Annotated in this window: 17 protein-coding genes; 10 read left to right on the top strand and 7 right to left on the bottom strand. The window is 35.1% G+C overall.

The window, feature by feature from the left end; genetic code table 11:
* Positions 1-3: 3 nt before the first annotated feature.
* A complete protein-coding gene (locus FIT79_RS04830) occupies positions 4-1308 on the bottom strand; it encodes a M16 family metallopeptidase (RefSeq protein WP_189644850.1) in 1305 nt (434 codons plus the stop codon).
* Positions 1298-2662 (bottom strand): M16 family metallopeptidase, encoded by a 1365-nt coding sequence (locus FIT79_RS04835; RefSeq protein WP_223259621.1) that lies wholly within the window; start codon positions 2660-2662, stop codon positions 1298-1300. Before FIT79_RS04835 ends, FIT79_RS04830 begins: the two co-directional genes overlap by 11 nt.
* Positions 2663-2755: 93 nt before the next feature.
* On the opposite strand from FIT79_RS04835, the gene ftsY reads away from it, so the two are divergent.
* The 9 genes from ftsY (at position 2756) to FIT79_RS04880 (ending at position 11224) form a co-directional block, all read left to right on the top strand.
* A complete protein-coding gene (gene ftsY / locus FIT79_RS04840) occupies positions 2756-3922 on the top strand; it encodes a signal recognition particle-docking protein FtsY (protein WP_139875821.1) in 1167 nt (388 codons plus the stop codon).
* 15 nt (positions 3923-3937) lie between these two features.
* Positions 3938-4600, top strand: a complete 663-nt coding sequence (locus FIT79_RS04845) for a cell division ATP-binding protein FtsE (protein ID WP_139875822.1) — start codon at positions 3938-3940, stop codon at positions 4598-4600.
* Positions 4601-5497 (top strand): permease-like cell division protein FtsX, encoded by an 897-nt coding sequence (gene ftsX / locus FIT79_RS04850; protein WP_139875823.1) that lies wholly within the window; start codon positions 4601-4603, stop codon positions 5495-5497. It abuts the gene before it with no gap.
* Between the two features lie 126 nt (positions 5498-5623).
* Positions 5624-6484, top strand: coding sequence for an RNA polymerase sigma factor RpoH (rpoH, locus tag FIT79_RS04855; protein ID WP_139875824.1), 861 nt, complete (start codon positions 5624-5626; stop codon positions 6482-6484).
* 68 nt (positions 6485-6552) lie between these two features.
* Entirely contained in the window at positions 6553-6933 is a 381-nt protein-coding gene (locus FIT79_RS04860) for a gamma-butyrobetaine hydroxylase family protein (protein WP_223259622.1), read from the top strand.
* Positions 6926-7678: a class I SAM-dependent methyltransferase gene (locus FIT79_RS04865; RefSeq protein WP_139875825.1), complete on the top strand. Its 753-nt coding sequence runs from the start codon at positions 6926-6928 to the stop codon at positions 7676-7678. The genes FIT79_RS04860 and FIT79_RS04865 overlap by 8 nt, the downstream gene beginning before the upstream one ends.
* On the top strand, positions 7675-8235 hold the full coding sequence (locus FIT79_RS04870) for a ubiquinone biosynthesis accessory factor UbiJ (protein ID WP_139875826.1): 561 nt from the start codon (positions 7675-7677) through the stop codon (positions 8233-8235). The genes FIT79_RS04865 and FIT79_RS04870 overlap by 4 nt, the downstream gene beginning before the upstream one ends.
* Positions 8232-9776 (top strand): ubiquinone biosynthesis regulatory protein kinase UbiB, encoded by a 1545-nt coding sequence (gene ubiB / locus FIT79_RS04875; RefSeq protein WP_139875827.1) that lies wholly within the window; start codon positions 8232-8234, stop codon positions 9774-9776. The genes FIT79_RS04870 and ubiB overlap by 4 nt, the downstream gene beginning before the upstream one ends.
* 17 nt (positions 9777-9793) lie before the next feature.
* On the top strand, positions 9794-11224 hold the full coding sequence (locus tag FIT79_RS04880) for a high affinity choline transporter 1 (protein WP_139875828.1): 1431 nt from the start codon (positions 9794-9796) through the stop codon (positions 11222-11224).
* Here FIT79_RS04880 and mutM read toward each other — a convergent pair.
* The 5 genes from mutM to FIT79_RS04905 form a co-directional block, all read right to left on the bottom strand.
* On the bottom strand, positions 11221-12036 hold the full coding sequence (mutM, locus tag FIT79_RS04885) for a bifunctional DNA-formamidopyrimidine glycosylase/DNA-(apurinic or apyrimidinic site) lyase (protein WP_139875829.1): 816 nt from the start codon (positions 12034-12036) through the stop codon (positions 11221-11223). The two genes, FIT79_RS04880 and mutM, sit on opposite strands and share 4 nt — an antisense overlap.
* An 8-nt stretch (positions 12037-12044) precedes the next feature.
* Positions 12045-12809 carry a DUF4340 domain-containing protein gene (locus tag FIT79_RS04890; RefSeq protein WP_190243285.1) on the bottom strand — a complete coding sequence of 255 codons (765 nt, stop codon included), beginning with the start codon at positions 12807-12809 and terminating at the stop codon, positions 12045-12047.
* Between the two features lie 132 nt (positions 12810-12941).
* Positions 12942-14327, bottom strand: a complete 1386-nt coding sequence (locus FIT79_RS04895; protein WP_028818242.1) for a GldG family protein — start codon at positions 14325-14327, stop codon at positions 12942-12944.
* 2 nt (positions 14328-14329) lie between these two features.
* Positions 14330-15076 (bottom strand): ABC transporter permease, encoded by a 747-nt coding sequence (locus FIT79_RS04900; protein ID WP_139868168.1) that lies wholly within the window; start codon positions 15074-15076, stop codon positions 14330-14332.
* Positions 15077-15098: 22 nt separating this feature from the next.
* Positions 15099-16031, bottom strand: coding sequence for an ABC transporter ATP-binding protein (locus tag FIT79_RS04905; RefSeq protein WP_139875831.1), 933 nt, complete (start codon positions 16029-16031; stop codon positions 15099-15101).
* Between the two features lie 151 nt (positions 16032-16182).
* Between FIT79_RS04905 and FIT79_RS04910 the strand changes: the two genes are divergently transcribed.
* Complete coding sequence (locus FIT79_RS04910; protein WP_139875832.1) at positions 16183-17853, top strand: tetratricopeptide repeat protein; 1671 nt, start codon at positions 16183-16185, stop codon at positions 17851-17853.
* The last annotated feature ends 21 nt before the right edge of the window (positions 17854-17874 follow it).

A 17874-nucleotide genomic window follows, 5' to 3' on the forward strand; every position in this document is an offset into this window, starting at 1 on the left:
AAACTATTCTGCACCAACAATTATGGTCGTAAGTTTATTAGGATCAATTTTATTTTTAAATGCTGTCTTTATTTGGCTAGTAGTAACTTTATTAATTTCTTGAATGTAAGTATCTATATAAGATATAGGTAGGTTATAGAAAGCAATCATACTTAGATAATCAACAATTTTTGCATTGCTATCCAACCTTAAAGGGAATCCCCCGACCAAATTTTGTTTAGCAGCAATAAGTTCTTTTTCAGTAGGCCCATCATCGATAAATTTTTTAATCGTGCTATTTACAATAGTAAGCGCTTCATCTGCTTGTTCTTTTTTAGTTTGCAACCCAATTTCAAGGGGGCCTTCAGCGTAGAGAGGCATAAAGTAACTATAGACACTATAAACTAGTCCTTTTTTTTCTCTGACCTCTTCAGTTAGCCTTGATACAAAACCACCACCTCCTAAAATATAATTACCAACATAAAGAGGAAAATAATCTTTATCTCCGCGCTTTAATGCAGGCATGCCCATCAATATATGCGCCTGTTTTGCAGGATGTTGTATTTTTTTAACACCAACATAATTTGAAGCCGTTACAGGACTGATTTTATGTTTTGTATTTCCTTGAGGCAATCCTTGGCTGATTGATTCAGTTATTTTTTTAGCTTCATCAATATTAAGATCACCAACAATTACAATAGAAGCTTCGGATGATAAATAATAGTTTTTATAGAACTGTTTCAAATCTTCTTGATTTAACTTTTGAAGCGTCTCGATGCTACCTGCTTCATCATGCGCATAGGGATGTTCACCATATATAGATTTCATGAATGCCAAATTAGCAATTGCTTCCGGCTGAGTCATGGCTTGCTTAATGCTTGCAATAAATCTATTTTTTTCTCTGTCTATCACTGGCACTGGAAAATCGGGCGAATGAATTACATTTTTAAAAAGAGTAAGCGCTTTGTCCTTTTGAGAAGAGGAGCTTAGTGTTCTTAATTTAAAATAGGCTCTGTCGAGATCAACATCCCCTTTAATGACTGCTCCAATATCTGAAAATTGATTAGCTAACTTTTCCTCATTAATGCCCCCAGCTCCCAAATTCATAAGGTGACGAGTTAAATTAGCAAGACCTTCTTTGCCAGCAGGATCTTGGGCGCTACCTGCAAAAAAATTTATATTGATATCAAGTATAGGAAGGTCATGATTCTCGACAAAAAAAACTTTTGTCCCTGCTTGTGTATTCCATGTATCAATTTTTAATGCAGCAAAAGAATTTTGCATAAAACATACAAACAAGAAAATAATTTGAATGAATTTAATGAACATGAGGCCGCCCCTTCGGTAAGGTAGCTTCCGTCATTGGCTGAGGGTCGAGAATTACTATAGATAATTTATCTCGAGTTAAGTATTTCGTAGCTACATTTTTTATTTGTTCAGAAGTAACGCTATTTACTTTTTCAATATAACCATCACTTAAGTGAAATGAATAACCCATTGTTTCAAGTTGACCAATTTCCATCGCCATCCCGAACATTGAGTCTTTTTGGTATACATCGCTTGCGATGACCATAGATTTAACTCTATCTAATTCTTCCTGGGTTACGCCATCTTTTTTAATTTTCTCAATTTCTTGGAGCAATGCATTTTCAAGCTCATTGATCTTCTTAAAGTCATTTGGAGTGCCCTCCAACTCAAAAAGACTAATTCTTCCTCTGGATGTTGAGTCATATCCAGCGCTCACATTCACTGCCAAACGTTGATTTCTGACAATGTTTTGATTAAGTCTTGATGAACCATTCCCAGCCAGAATATTAGATAACATCTCTAAAGCATAAGGCTCCCAAGATGATTCATTATTGCCCAAAGGATCCATTAGAGTTGGTGCCTGATAACCCATTAACAGATAAGATAATTCACTTGGCGCCTTAATAACCGATCTTCTTTCACCAATTTGTTTAGGCTCAACCTGAGGTTTTCTTTCTGGAATTTTTCGTGCAGGAATTTTTTCAAAATACTTCTTTGCTAAATTAAGCACATCATTAGCTTGAATATCTCCAACTACTACAAGAATTGCATTGTTGGGTGCATACCAGTTTTGATACCATTCTCTCGCATCTTCTACTGTCATGTTTTCTAAATCATTCATCCATCCAACTACAGGCTTGCTATAAGGGTGAGATTTAAAAGCTGTTGACGCAAATTGCTCTTTTACTTGTGAGGTTGGTTTATCGTCAGTCCTCCATCTTCGCTCCTCCATTACAACCTTAATTTCCTTATCGAATTCTTCCTTAGATAAATTAAGATTTTGCATGCGATCGGCCTCTAACCTGAACGAAAGTTCGAGATTTGATTTCTCAAGCTGCTGGTAATAACAGGTATAGTCGGCGCCTGTAAATGCATTTTCTTTTCCACCTGCCTTTGCGATCAACCTTGAAAATTCACCAGCCTTAATTTTCTTGGTTCCTTTAAACATCATATGCTCGAGAACATGAGCTACTCCAGTTTTCCCATTCACCTCATCAAGGCTCCCTGCTCGATACCAAACCTGAGATACAACCACAGGTGAGCGATGGTCTTCTCTCACAAAAACTTTTAACCCATTGGAAAGCTTAAATTCTTGAGTTTGTGCTACGAGCAAACTTGGAAACAACAACAAAAGAAGTAAAATATTTTTTAACAACGCGTCTCGTCCTTGGATGATTTAGCTATTATAATGAATATGAATGTTTCGTAGACTTTTCTTTATCTCATTAAGTTCTTAAAATTTTAAAAAATGTTTGAATTCCTAAAAAAAATCATTAAAAAAGATAGCCCAGAGAAAAAGCCTGCGGTAAAAAAAGAGGCTGTTAAAAAACCAGAGAAGAAGACCTCTGCTGCACCCAAACAAATAGTTACTAAAACACCCAATCTCCCAAAAAAGAAAAAAGCTTTAAAACCTGAGTCCTCAATTAAGCCTCCTCCAAAAGCTTTAAAAAATAAACCTCCCGAGATTAAAGAAGAAAAAGCGCCTCCAAAAGAAGAGAAAAAAGGTGGTTTTTTTGGTTTTGCAGATAAGATAAAGAAGGGTCTTACTAAGACCAGAGAAAAATTAACGACCGAACTTACCTCTTTATTTACTGGCAAAAAAATTGATGAGGCCCTTTTTGAAGAGTTAGAAACTATATTACTTACTTCTGATGTGGGTATTTCGGCTACCACTTACCTCCTTGATAGCATTAGGACCTCGATCAAAAAAAATAAGATTGAAAATGCAGATGAGATTAAAGGCTTGCTTAAAGAAAAATTAATCGAACTGTTAACACCTATTGAAAATCCACTTGTATTACAAGGCACAAGCCCTTTTGTTATTATGGTAGTTGGAGTTAATGGTGCAGGCAAAACAACCACCATTGGAAAGCTGACTAAAATTTTTCTTGAAGCAAATAAGTCTGTCTTAATTGCTGCAGGCGATACTTTTCGTGCAGCCGCCACAGAGCAGCTTGAAGTTTGGGGCGAAAGAAATAATGTACACGTTGTTTCACAAGCTTCCGGTGACCCAAGTGCTGTAATTTTCGATGCAATCAATTCTGCAAAAGCAAAAAATATTGATATTGTTATTGCTGACACAGCAGGAAGATTGCCGACCCAGAAACATTTAATTGATGAAATTACAAAAATTAAACGTGTAATTAATAAATGTCATTTGGAAGCTCCCCATGAAATTCTTCTCGTTTTAGATGCTAATACTGGCCAAAATGCTATCAGTCAGCTCAAAATATTTAATGAAGCCTTAGGAATTACAGGTCTTGCTTTAACTAAGCTTGACGGTACAGCCAAAGGAGGCGTAATTGCAGCTATCGCTAAAGAACAACCTACCCCATTAAGATATGTTGGTGTAGGAGAGTCTATAGATGATCTAAAAGTTTTTAATGCACAAGAGTATGTTGATGCACTTTTTTAAAATCGGCTTTTATCAATGATTAAATTTGACCAGGTTCATAAAAGATATCCGGGAAATTTAGGGGCATTACAAAATATTACTTTTGAAATTAATGCTGGCGAGCTGGTTTTTGTTACCGGTCCCTCAGGAGCAGGAAAATCAACACTATTAAAATTAATAACGGCCATTGAACCTGCTACTCATGGAACGATTATTTTCGAGAATCAAAATTTGGGCCAAGTAAAAAATGCTTCTATTCCTTACATTAGGAGAAAATTTGGTTTAGTTTTTCAAGACCATAAACTTTTATATGATCGCAATTGTTTTGAAAATATTACGCTAGCATTAGAAATTAACGAGGTAGAGGTCAATGATATCAGAGGTCGTGTTCGGGCAGCATTAGACAAGGTTGGATTACTAAACCGAGAAAGATCAATGCCAATTAGCTTATCAGGTGGCGAACAGCAACGTCTCGCTATTGCGAGAGCTATTGCATGTAGGCCTTCCATTCTTCTTGCAGACGAGCCCACAGGAAATTTAGATAAAAAATATGCAGATGAAATTATGAGTCTCTTTTACAGTTTTCAAGAGCTTGGTGTAACCGTAATTATTGCAACACATGAAATGCCAATAGTTTCAAAAAAACATAAACAACTTTATTTGCAAGACGGCAATCTCATAAAAATTACTGAGCAATAAATGAGCTATTTAACTGGTCACTATCAGATGTTTCTTAAAGCGCTTCAGCGAAGTCATGCATCATTACTTTCTACACTTATGATGTTTTTAGTCATAGGCGTTACCTTTATATTACCGAGCATATCTTTTCTTGTAGTGCAAAATTTAAAGTCTATTTCTGAGACCATTCAGCATGAATCACAAATAAGTATTTTTTTAAAAAAAGACACTTCATCCGATGCTAAAAATAAAATTGAAAAAGAATTAAAAAATCGTTCCGAAATTAATAGCTTTCATTTTGTGAAAAAAGAAGAGGCTTGGCCTAAGCTCCAAAAATCGATGGGCTTTAATGATTCAAATAATGGGCTATCTGAAAATCCATTACCTGATGCCTTCTTTATTTCTCCCAATACAGTGAATCCAAATCAAATCGTGGACTTAAAATCATTCATAGAAAAACTTGATGGTGTAGATCAAGTAGTTGTTGATACAGGATGGGTTAAAAAATTGAACTCGGTCCTTCATTTGGCAAATAAAGCTATTCTTTTGGCTTCAGTTTTACTTGCTTCTATGCTTACGGTAGTTATTGGAAATACAATTCGTCTTCAAATGACTTCCCACCATGAAGAAATTGAACTGAGTAAATTAATTGGCGCAACTAATCAATTTATTAGAAGGCCTTTTTTATACAGCGGATTTATTTACGGGCTTGGCGGTGGATTAACTGCTGCCATCTCGCTCAAATTAATTGTAATTTTCTTAAATCAAACCGTCATTGAGGTTGAAGCTCTTTATGGAGCTCAATTTAGTATTATTGACTTAAAACCTTTGGAGTATTTATTCATCGTAGGCGGCTCGATTTTGATCGCTGTCGCAGCATCTTTCATATCCATTAATCAATCGATTAAGAAATTCTAGCCATATAACCTATTGTATTTATTAGGTTAATTTATTATTTAAGGAACCTTATTAGACTAGCACTCTCTAAGGAAGAGTGCTAAAATTGTGTTTAATAATGAAGTTTTTACAAAGGATTTTAAAAAAATGACTTTGGATTTAAGCTTGTCTACATTGGGTTCTATTGATAGCTACGACCGCTATATGCAATCCATTAGAACTATTCCTTCGCTCACTGCGGAAGAAGAGATGGCTCTTGGCATGCGCCTTAAAAAATCAAACGATCTCGAGGCTGCGAAAACCCTCATTTTGTCGCACTTAAAATTAGTAGCTAAAGTAGCTAAAGGCTATTCTGGTTACGGGCTTCCTCAATCAGACTTAGTTCAAGAAGGCAATATAGGCCTAATGAAAGCTGTAAAAAGATTTGATCCCGAAAGGGGTGTAAGGCTTGTATCTTTTGCAATCTACTGGATTAAAGCTGAAATTCAAGAATACATTGTTAAAAACTGGCGTTTAGTTAAAACAGCCACTACAAAAGCACAACGTAAGTTGTTTTTTAATCTACGAAGCATGAAAAAAACTCTTCAACCGCTTAAATCCGATGAGATTAATGCGATCGCAAAAGAGCTTAATGTGAAGCCTGAAGATGTGCGCGAAATGGAATATCGCTTTAATGGTAATGAAATATCATTAGATTATGGATCTGAAGAATCAGAAGATGATGTTTATAGACCCATCGCTTACCTAAAAGATGAGGCGCCTGAACCATCAGAACAAATGGAAATAGACCAATCTGAAAGCAATAGTCTGTCCACCCTTAAAACAGCGCTTTTATCGCTCGATGAAAGAAGTCGTCTTATTTTAGAAGAAAGATGGCTTAAAGATAAAGATGCCTCAACTCTTCACGAACTTGCGGATAAGCTTGGCGTGTCTGCTGAAAGAATTAGACAGATCGAACAATCAGCAATGAAAAAAATTAAATCGTTACTACAATCTTCTATTCATTAATCATTTAATTTTTACCAAAAAAGCCAATAGAACTCCGATAATATAGTTTTTTTAGGCTTCCTCATAAAGTGACAACAAGTAACGCTAAAATATACCCTTTAGAAATTAAGCTTCATCAGTCATCCAATCTGTTAGAAATTAAATTTAACAATCTAACCGAATGCATGCTTTCTTCCGAATTTCTAAGAGTGCATTCTCCGTCCGCTGAGGTAAGAGGTCACGGGCCAGGGCAAGAAACACTTCAAGTACAAAAAGAAAATGTCGCCATTGAAAATATTGAGCCCATCGGCCAGTACGCTATTAAATTAACATTTTCAGACGGCCATAATACAGGCATATATACCTGGGATTATCTTTATGAACTTGCTGCAACTTATGATGCGCTCTGGGAAGAGTATTTAAGAAAATTATCTGTCGCCGGCATTCAAAGAACAAAAACGCATGCCTAATAAAAAAACACATTTTGGCTATAGTGAAGTAGATGAAACGGAAAAAGCCAGCAAGGTAGCCTCTGTTTTTCATTCTGTGGCATCAAATTATGATCTGATGAATGATCTGATGTCATTTGGGATGCATCATATTTGGAAAAAATTTCTTGTAAATACTTCTAACGTAAAGAAAAATGCACGGATTCTTGATATTGCAGGTGGAACAGCAGACTTGTCTATTCTGCTTGCAAAAAAAATAGGGGTGCAATCATCTGATTTTAAAGGGCAGATGATACATTCTGATATTAATTTATCCATGCTAAAAATTGGTCGTGATAAATTAATTGATCAAGGTATTTTTATACCTTCTATATTATGCGATGCGGAATCACTCCCCTTTCCTGATAATTATTTCGACTGCGTCACAATAGGCTTTGGTATTCGTAATATGACCGACAAAAAAAGAGCATTAAAAGAAATTTATCGCGTCTTATCTCCTGGCGGAAAAATTTTGATCCTAGAATTTTCAAAAGTTTGGAAGCCACTACAGTTTTTTTATGATCAATTTTCTTTTAAATTACTGCCAAAATTAGGTAAGTTATTTGCTAAAGATGAATCAAGTTATCAATACCTCGTCGAATCGATAAGAATGCATCCTGATCAAGAATCATTAAAAACTATGATGGAAGCAGAGTCTTTTTTAAAAGTGGAATATCTGAATTTGTCTTCGGGTGTAGTTGCTATACATATGGGATATAAATTTTGATCATTGACACAATTAAAAAAAAACTCACTAACCATTTATTTCAACAAAATGAGTGGTTAAAAAAAGGTCTTACCAAGCATAGATCAAAATCTATTTTATTTAATGTAGGGCCCATTCATTACGCATTAATAATTAATAAGAGCGGCCTCCCAGAATATAGAGATCAAATCGATGCTTATGATGCAGAAATTAAATTATCTATATCCTCAGCAATTGAACTTATGCGTGGAAATAAAAAAGCTTACATTGAAATTAAAGGTGATATCGAGTTTGCCTCGCTAATGAGTAACTTATTAAGAGATGTTGAGTGGGATTATGAAGATGATTTGAGTGAGATTATTGGAGATATTCCAGCATACCATCTCGTAAAACTTGCGAAAAAAGTAGTAACTTCAACAAAAGAAACATCATTTAATATTGCAGACACATTTAAAGAGTACTGGCTCGAAGAGAAGCCAATGATTGCTAAGAAAAGACTAGTAGAACAATTTAATAATGAAGTTGACCGCTTGCGATTTGACGTGGATCGTTTAGAACTTAGGCTTAAAAAGCTATGAAGTACTTTAGATTAATTTATATACTTTATATACTTATTAAGTATCGCCTCGAGGAGTTCATCACATTCAATCGACAACTGAATGTTTTCGCCTATTCTATCTCGATACTATTTTTCTTTAGATCAGTCAAAGAAAATAGAGGTACAAGACTTAGGCTTGCGCTCGAAGAATTAGGTCCAATTTTTGTTAAATTTGGTCAAATGTTATCCACCAGAAGAGATCTCATTCCTTTAGATATTGCAGATGAGCTAGCTAAACTTCAGGATCAAGTGCCCCCCTTTCCGTATAAGAATGTTGAAAAAATTATTACAGCTTCATATGGTATGTCGCCAGATAAAATTTTTAAAACGTTTGACCAAACCCCTATAGCAAGCGCATCAGTTGCCCAAGTTCACTTTGCAACGCTTCATGACGGAAAAGATGTTGCAGTCAAAATATTAAGACCTAATATTAAGCGCGTGATTAATAAAGATATAAATTTACTTTATCTCATTGCTTTCATGCTTGAATTGACATGGTCAGATGGCAAACGACTAAGGCCAAGAGAGGTTGTAGCTGAGTTTTCAAAACATGTTCAATGTGAATTAAATCTAATGTTAGATGCAGCAAATTGCAGTCGCTTAGGTGAGAATTTTAAAGATAAAAAACTGCTTATCGTGCCAGAAGTTTATTGGGATTACTGTAATGAAGATGTCATGGTCATGGAAAGAATGTATGGAACACCTATAAGCCACATCGAAATCCTTCGCAAGAAAAAAATCGATATTAAGCAACTCGCACGCAACGGGGTAGAAATTTTCTTTACGCAGGTATTTAGGGATAGTTTTTTTCATGCAGATATGCACCCCGGCAATATTCAGGTTGCTGATGATGGTCGCTATATTGCAATGGATTTTGGTATCATGGGGTCTCTTAGTGAGAATGATAAAAATTATCTAGCACGCAATTTTTTAGCCTTTTTTAAACGTGATTACCATGACGTAGCACTTGCTCATATCGAATCGGGCTGGGTTCCTAGGAATACTTCTTTAGATGAATTTGAAAATGCAATACGATCAGTATGTGAGCCTATTTTTAATAAGCCTTTAAAGGAAATATCATTTGGTCGTCTTCTTATCAGGCTATTTCAAACATCGAGACGATTTAATATGGAAATCCAGCCTCAGCTTACCATGCTTCAAAAGACACTTTTAAATGTTGAGGGTCTTGGTCGAAACCTAGATCCTGATTTAGACTTATGGAAAACAGCCGCTCCATTTTTGAAAAAATATATGTCAGAACAAAAAGGTATTAAACATATTTTAAAGAGTTTAAAAAATGAACTCCCGCATTGGCTTCACTTAACGCCACAATTGCCAAGACTTATTCATGAGTTTCTCGAACAAAAAAAACATGAAAATATAAATGCATTTAACCAAGATGACATTGATCACCTATTAAAAACGCAAAAAAAACAGAATCGCTGGTTTAAAATTGCTATTACTTTAATTGGAATTACTTTGTTGCTAAATTTAACAATCTTGTTTTATTTTATTAAATAAATTTAGGAAATTTTGATTTGCTTATTTGGTTTGTCTCTCTCTATCTTCTCGTCACAATTGGGATTGGTATTTTTGTATCCTCCCGTGTTAAAAATACGAAAGACTATGCTGTAGCCGGAAGGCACCTGCCACTCCCTATCGTGACTGCAACCGTTTTTGCAACTTGGTTTGGAGCAGAAGCAATTTTTGGTGTGTCGTCTACTTTTGTTAAAGAAGGCTTAAATGGGGTTGTGGCTGACCCTTTTGGGTCAAGTCTTTGTTTAGTTATTGCTGGTATTTTCTTCTCTTCTAAATTATATAAATTAAATATTATTACTTTGGGAGACTTTTACAGGGCGAGATACAACAGAACTATTGAGGTACTAACAACCATCGCAATTGTCATCTCATACTTGGGATGGGTAGCGGCACAGATTAAAGCGCTTGGATTAATATTTAACCTTATTACACATCAATATATTAGCGAAGAACTGGGCATGATTATTGGGATATTAATTGTGCTGACTTTCACTACCTTTGGCGGCATGTTATCTGTAGCCATCTTAGATTTTATCCAAATGATCGTAGTTATTGGTGGGCTTCTATATATTGCATATGCTATTTCTCATTTAACAGGGGGAGTTGCCCCGGTTATTGAAAGTGCCTCTATAAATCATAAGTTAGACTTTTTCCCAAAAGGTAATATTTGGACATGGATAACTTTTTTGGGTACATGGATTACTATGATGCTGGGGTCGGTTCCTCAACAAGACGTTTTTCAACGCGTAACATCAGCTAAAACTGCCAAAATTGCGTTATACGGCTCGATACTTGGCGCTTCAATTTATTTTATATTTACGTTTGTACCAATGTTTATTGCATATTCGGCAACTTTAATTGATGCTGAATATTTTAACGGACTCGTCAATACAAACTCACAGCATGTCTTGCCCATGCTTGTGCTTAACTATATGCCACTCTTTGCACAAGTGATATTTTTTGGAGCTGTTCTATCAGCAATAATGAGTTGCTCTTCAGCGACGCTTCTAGCACCATCTATTTCTTTTGCAGAAAATATTGTTAAAGGTTATTTTCCAAAAATCAGCGACAAACATTTACTCAAAATTATGAGAATTACCCTCGTCTGTTTTTCTGCTGTTGTCTTGCTATATGCCCTTAGTTCAAATCTTTCCATTTTTGGGATGGTTGAATCAGCCTATAAAATTACCTTAGCAGGTGCTTTTGTGCCTCTCGTATTTGGTGCATTTTGGAAAAAAGCTAATAGCCAAGGGGCTTTAATGGCCATTATTGGCGGTATAGGTTCGTGGTTATTCGTAGAAGTATTCTTAGGTGATAGCGCGCTGATTCCTGCTCAACTAATTGGCCTGGGTAATAGTATTATTGGGATGATTGTAGGGTCTTTATTGCCGAAGATTATCAAAGAAACAAATAAGCTTAATATTAATTAGTTCTGACACTTAATACAGAAGAAACTTGAGCGCTGTCCAATTTTCATGTTTTCAATAATTGACTTGCACTTTCGGCAAGGCTTACCTTTCATTCCATAAACATTATAAGTCTGCTGAAAATAACCAGACTGTCCATTAACGTTATAAAAATCTTTAAGAGAACTTCCGCCAAGTTCAATTGCTTTTATTAATGTAGCTTTAATATGTTTAACGATCTTTGTGCATTCGTCCAGTGAAGTGTCTTTACCTAATTTACTGGGAATCACACCAGCTTTAAATAATGATTCACTTGCATAGATATTACCAACGCCAACAACGATATGACTATCCATGATGATATTTTTAATAGGTGATTTTTTATTCTGCGCTTTTGAAAATAAATAATCTCCAGTAAATAAACTTTCTAATGGTTCAGGACCTAACCTAGAAATTAAAAAATGATCTTTAATATCTCCATCTATCCAGAATATAGATCCAAATCTTCTTGGGTCTGTATACCTCAAAATATTTTTTGAATTATGAAACGTGATATCAACATGATCATGCTTTTTAGGAGGTGTCTCTTTGTTTAAGATTTCAAGCCGTCCTGACATGCCTAGATGAATCATGAGGGTGCCTTTTTCAAATTGAATAAGAATATATTTCGCGCGTCTTTTTATGAAGAGTATTTTCTGGTTAGGAAGTGTTTTCTTTAAGTGCGATGGAATTGGCCATCTTAAAGATGGATTCCTGATAATAATATTTGAAATAGACTTTTGAAGAATGGGTTTGAGACCGATACAGGTGATCTCAACCTCTGGAAGTTCAGGCATAAATGAATTTATTTATTAGAATGTTCGACGGGAGGATTCAGCATAGTAAATCCAATATCACTCCCAAAGTGGTACAGTAAACCTTCATCTACTCTATAGAGTTGCGTCTCCGGTGATTCCTGGACACGTAAAAATGTAATTTTTTTCCCATCTGTCGTATGGATATCAAAACTCTTATATGGGATCCTTAAATCAATGGCGAATTTTTCAACCGACTTTGCTGGATTTTTAACCCATGTCATATCAAACCATTCAGCCATATCGCTTTGTTTAAGTTGATTGCCTTCGTTAGCAGACCATTCGTTATTATTGCGCGTGACTTTTAATTTTTTTGATTTCCATTGTTCAAGACGAGAAAAATCGAAATCCTTAATTTGTTCTGACTTGCTTAAGGGAGACTTATCAATGAGCTCAATTGGCTGCGTAGATGCAGATTCAGAATAAGAACCGCTAATAAGGTACACATTGTCTTTATACAAAAGGTATTGGTCTTCTGTTACAGAGTTGTATGTGCCAAAAATAAACTCCTCTTCCACCCCCTTATGAATTAATTTTAAATTCATAGTAGGTTTATCTAAACCATATTTTGCTAGATCGTTTGAAGGTAATTTTTCGCTACTTGATGTTGCTACGATGGATATTATTTTTTGCACTGAAAATTGGTCTGCTCTACCTTTTATAGGCTCAACCATATCCCATGACTCGGTAGATTTTTTAAAAATTACAGAAGCTCTAGATGGAAAATCTACCTTTATAGAGTCAAAATCGCTCAAATTAAAAGTGCTAATTGAAAATTGTTTGGTTTGCTTTATCTGTGAAGGCTTTAGAAATAAAAAGAGTGATATCGATAAAACCATCACTAACAAGATAATATTAATTAGCCAACGATTTTTCATAATTACAAACTAAGCTTTTCTTCGTTTGAACCAAAACAATATGCCTACAACAAAAAAACCAATCGGTATGAAGTATTGAAAACTATGGAATATGGTCCAGGCAATAATGAATGAAATTTTGTTATCAGGAATAGTGACATTGACATCTTTTAATGGCATGGGCTGTATAGAAATTAAATTATCATCGCCTGATAGCCAGTTAATCATGTTGATACCGAGATCTAAATTGCCACCATTTATAATAAATGTATTAGATAAGAAGTTACCATTACCCACTACAACCACTCTTTGGCCCTTTTTTCCATAAACTCTTTGAAGTGCAACTGCTATATTAATTGGGCCAGGCTTATCTTTGCTTTTATCGAAAGTAGGTTTTTGATTTGCCATTACTTGAGTAGACTCCAGCCATCCGTTGGGCGATACCTCTATTAATTTACTAACTTCCCAACCATTATCTAATGTTCCTTTAGCATTAACTTCGTGTGCATTAGAAAATCGAGTTCCTAGCATAAAGTTTTTAGTAATAGCGTGCTCACCATAAGAAGAAGCATAAGCAATATTTTCATTACTCCCCTCACTCCTATCTGCTGGATCTATAACTTGTCCGCTTGAAACGCTTAGTCCAAGATAGGTAGCAATTTCATCTAGGCCATGAAAGTTATTATCATCAAGAAGCCAAAGTAAATTTCCGCCTGACTCTAAGAATTTTTTAATTTTTTTTGCTTCAATTGGAGAAATATTTTTTTGCGGGCTTGCAATCACTAACATCGAACCATTCAAAGGAACTTCTGGCTCAATAGTTAAATTTAAATTAGCGAATTTCAAACCTTTAGATTCTAATTGCTTACCAAATTCGCCTACGTCATTATTCTTCAGACCAATTAAGTTTCTTTCACCATGTCCATCTAAATACATAACTGCCTGTTGGCTTGTTCTTGATAAGCGCATAAAAAGATTTGTCATCTCTTGTTCTGCAAAAGGAGGTTTAATATGCTCAGATCTTTTTTGATATTCAACCACAACTTCGCCGTCTTCTTTAATGCCATTTTCCTGGGCTAATTTTGGTTCTTTTATTGGGCTAATAAATTTAACATTGATATCAGGTTTCGTTCTCTGATATCTGGCCATAAAATTAATAATGCCCTGCCTAAATGTGTCACCGTTATTCACGTCATCTTCCGAAGCAAAGACAGTTAATGTTATTGGGCCTTGCATTTGCTTCAATACATTAATACTTCCGGTTGTTAATGTATTTCTATTAGCTTGGGTTATATCTTTAGCAAACTTGTATTGATTTGCAACAAATCCTAATAAAAATATTAAGGCTATGAATAAAACTACGAAAAAACTATTTTGTATAAGAATCTGTAATCTTAATTTTGGATTAACTTTCATAATTATCCACGAAGCCTTTCTGCATCAAGACGTCTTATAGTTAATGTTAAGAATGTTGAAATGAATAAAAAGAAATATATTAAATCCGAGGTGTCAATCATTCCCCTTGAAAAGCTTTGGAAGTGTTTCATTAAGGATACGTATGCAAACCAGTGATTAGGATCGCTCGCAAACATACTTTCAAGAAAAATTAATGCAAATAAGGAGATAAAACTTAGTATTGCAGCAATAATAGGCTGTTTTGTTAAGCTTGAAAAATAAATACCTAAAGCAGAAAAGCTTCCTAAAAGAAGCCAAAGACCAAATGAATTTGCGATTAAATACCCAAAATCTATATCCGACCAAATATTAAGCGTTATGAGCATCATAAAAATATAAACAATAAGAATGCTTAAGAAAATAATCAATCCGACAAATTTACCTAAAACAATTTCAGTTAACGAAATGGGTGCGCTAAATAAAAATGGCAATGTTTGATTGCGTCTCTCTTCGCTAATAAGACGCATAGTCAAAAGTGGAACGGCGAAAAGCATAATATAGCGCGCTATGCCAAAAACTGTCTGACCTACAAAAATTGTAACTCCAACTCTTTCAGCAGGTCGAACTGCACCCGACATCACTTCAAAGTATTTATTTACTCCTGTCAGATAAAAATTACCAAGCAAAGCCATAAGAAGGGCCAATATAGTCCACCCCATTGGTGAAGCAAATAAACTTTTAAGCTCTTTTCTTGCGATATTTAAAATCATTTTAGCGATCACTCATATTCATTTAATTTGTTTGTTTCTTTTCAGTTAATTGCACAAAAACATCTTCTAGGCTCGTTTGATCAGGAGCTATTTGATAAAGCCCCCAGCGATTTTTTACCGATAACTTCACGATAGCATCTGCTGGAGACTGTTTATTTTTAAAGTGAATGCGATACATACGATCTTCTGCTTTTTCAACTTTAATAACACCTTCAATATCTTTAAGCGCTGAGACTGTAGGTGCTTTTGCAAAGCCCACCATAAGCTTATTGCCTTGCCGATGCTGTTTTAATTCATCAATTGACCCATGAAATACTAAATTACCTTTATCGATAATTTGAACACGATCACATACCATTTCAACTTCAGGAAGAATATGTGTAGATAAAATTACACTATGTTTTTGACCTATTTCTCTAATAAGCGACCTAATTTCTCTAATTTGAATCGGATCAAGTCCTACTGTAGGCTCATCAAGAATTACAACTAAAGGATTATGAATAATTGCTTGAGCAATTGCTACGCGTTGCTGATAGCCATTAGATAAGTTTTCAATTAATCGCTTGCTCATATGGCTTAGGCCACATTTTTGTTTGGCAATTTCTACAGCTTTTTTAATTTGTTTACTAGGTACCTTATGAAGACGGGCAGCAATGGTTAAAAATTCATCCACCGTAAGTTCCTTATATATTGGACGCATTTCAGGCAAATACCCTATTAATGCTTTTGCTTCCTTAGGATTTTCAATCATATCAATGCCACAAATTTTTACGGTACCGATCGAGGGGGCTAAATTTCCCGTAAGCATTCGCATTGTGGTCGACTTACCGGCTCCATTAGGTCCAAGAAAGCCTAGAACCTCACCTTTTTCTAGTTGAAAACTTACATTTTTAACGGCCTCGCGACCCCCAAAAAGGCGCGTTAGCTCAATAGCTTCTAAGGTTAGATTTGACATAGATGTTTTTTTGAATTTTTATTGAAAAAATGAATCATAGATTATACATATTAAAATATCTTGTTTTGCTTTATTAAGCCCCGGATCATTGCTGACAGCTATTTGTCAAATTAGTTTAAACTATTGTGGAAATCAAATCTCAGGAATCTTTATGCATCTGCTTAGAATATTTACACTTATTACCATTCTCCTGTTTAGTATTTTAGCTAATGCAAAGCCGGGCACATCTAGTTCTGCTAATAATTATACCAATCCTGATCTTGTTTTTAGGCTCTTATTAGCTGAAATTGCATCTCAACGCGGGGAGCTTAATCTTGCCAGCGAACTTTTTTTGGATTTAGCCAAGCAAACTGATAACGCTCTATTAGCTGAACGCGCAACAAAAATTACTGGCTACACAAGAAATGCTGCTTTAGCTTTGGAGGCTTCCAAGGTATGGAATGAGCTTAATAAAGATTCTATTGATGCTCAACAAGCCTTAAGTGAAATACTTATAGCCAACAATAAACTTAACGAAGCAAAGCCAGTTTTACAAAAGTTACTCCTCAAAGATAAAACAAGGGCGAGTGGCTTTTTGTACTTGAATAGCATGCTTTCTCGAGTGCCAGATAAGAAAGCTGTATTGACTTTAGTAACCGAGCTTGCTCAACCTTATCCCAAACTAGCAGAGGCACATTTTGCGGTCGTGCATGCAGCTTGGATTGGTAAAGATCAAAAAGTGTACGAAAAAGAATTGGCTGCTATAAATCAAATTAAACCGGAATGGGAGATGCCAGTCTTATTTAAAGGGCAAATCTTGGCTCAAGAAAGTCCAGAAAATGCCCTTAATTTCTATAGTGGTTTCTTAAGTAAATATCCAAAATCAAACGATGTAAGACTCGAATATGCAAAGCTTCTAACAAATGGTCGCAAATTTAATGAAGCTAAAAATGAATTTATTAAACTTGTAAATACAGCAAATAGTTCTGCGGAGGTTACACTTGCTGTGGGTTTGTTATCAGTTGAGCTTGAAGATTACGATCTTGCTGAAAAGTATTTTTTACAAAGCCTTAAAAGAAACCCAAAAGACAAAGATCAAGTCTTTATCTACCTTGCAAAAATTGCAGACAAAAAGAATCTGACTGATGCGGCAATTACTTGGCTTAATAAAGTAGGCAATGGAAATCATTTTATTGAATCAAAATTAATTACAGCAGAAATCATTGCGAAAAAAGAATCCGTCGATAAAGCATTGGAATTTTTAAGTACAATAAAATCTAATTCGGCAGATGAAAAATTAAGTGTCGTTCAATTAAAAACATCTTTACTCACTCGATTTAACCGCCACCAAGAAGCGTTTCAGCTCATGCAGAGTGAGGCGCCTAACTTTGCTAAATCTGCTGAATTCAAATTTGATTATGCACTCCTCGCGGATAAGTTAAATAAATATGACTTAATGGAAAATCTTTTAAGGGAAGCTATCAAGATTAAACCTGACTACGCTGTAGCTTATAATGCACTGGGCTATTCATTTGCTGATAGAAATATTTATTTAGAAGATGCAAGAAAATATATTGAGGTTGCTTTATCGATATCACCTAATAATCATTATATTTTAGATAGTATGGGTTGGTTGTATTTCAGACTTGGCAAATTAGATTCTGCTCTTTCTTTCATTCAGAAAGCCTATGATATTCAAGCGGACCCAGAGATCGCAGCACATCTTAGTGAAATTTTGTGGGCCCAAGGAAAAAAGAAAGAAGCTAGCGATGTTCTAGAATTATCACTTCAATCATTTCCCGATAATGAAGTTCTGAAAGAAACGTTTAAAAGATTACGTTAACTCTTACAGAGCTTTTATTTA

This window comes from Candidatus Methylopumilus universalis (assembly GCF_006365315.1).
Classification (GTDB): Bacteria; Pseudomonadota; Gammaproteobacteria; order Burkholderiales; family Methylophilaceae; genus Methylopumilus; species Methylopumilus universalis.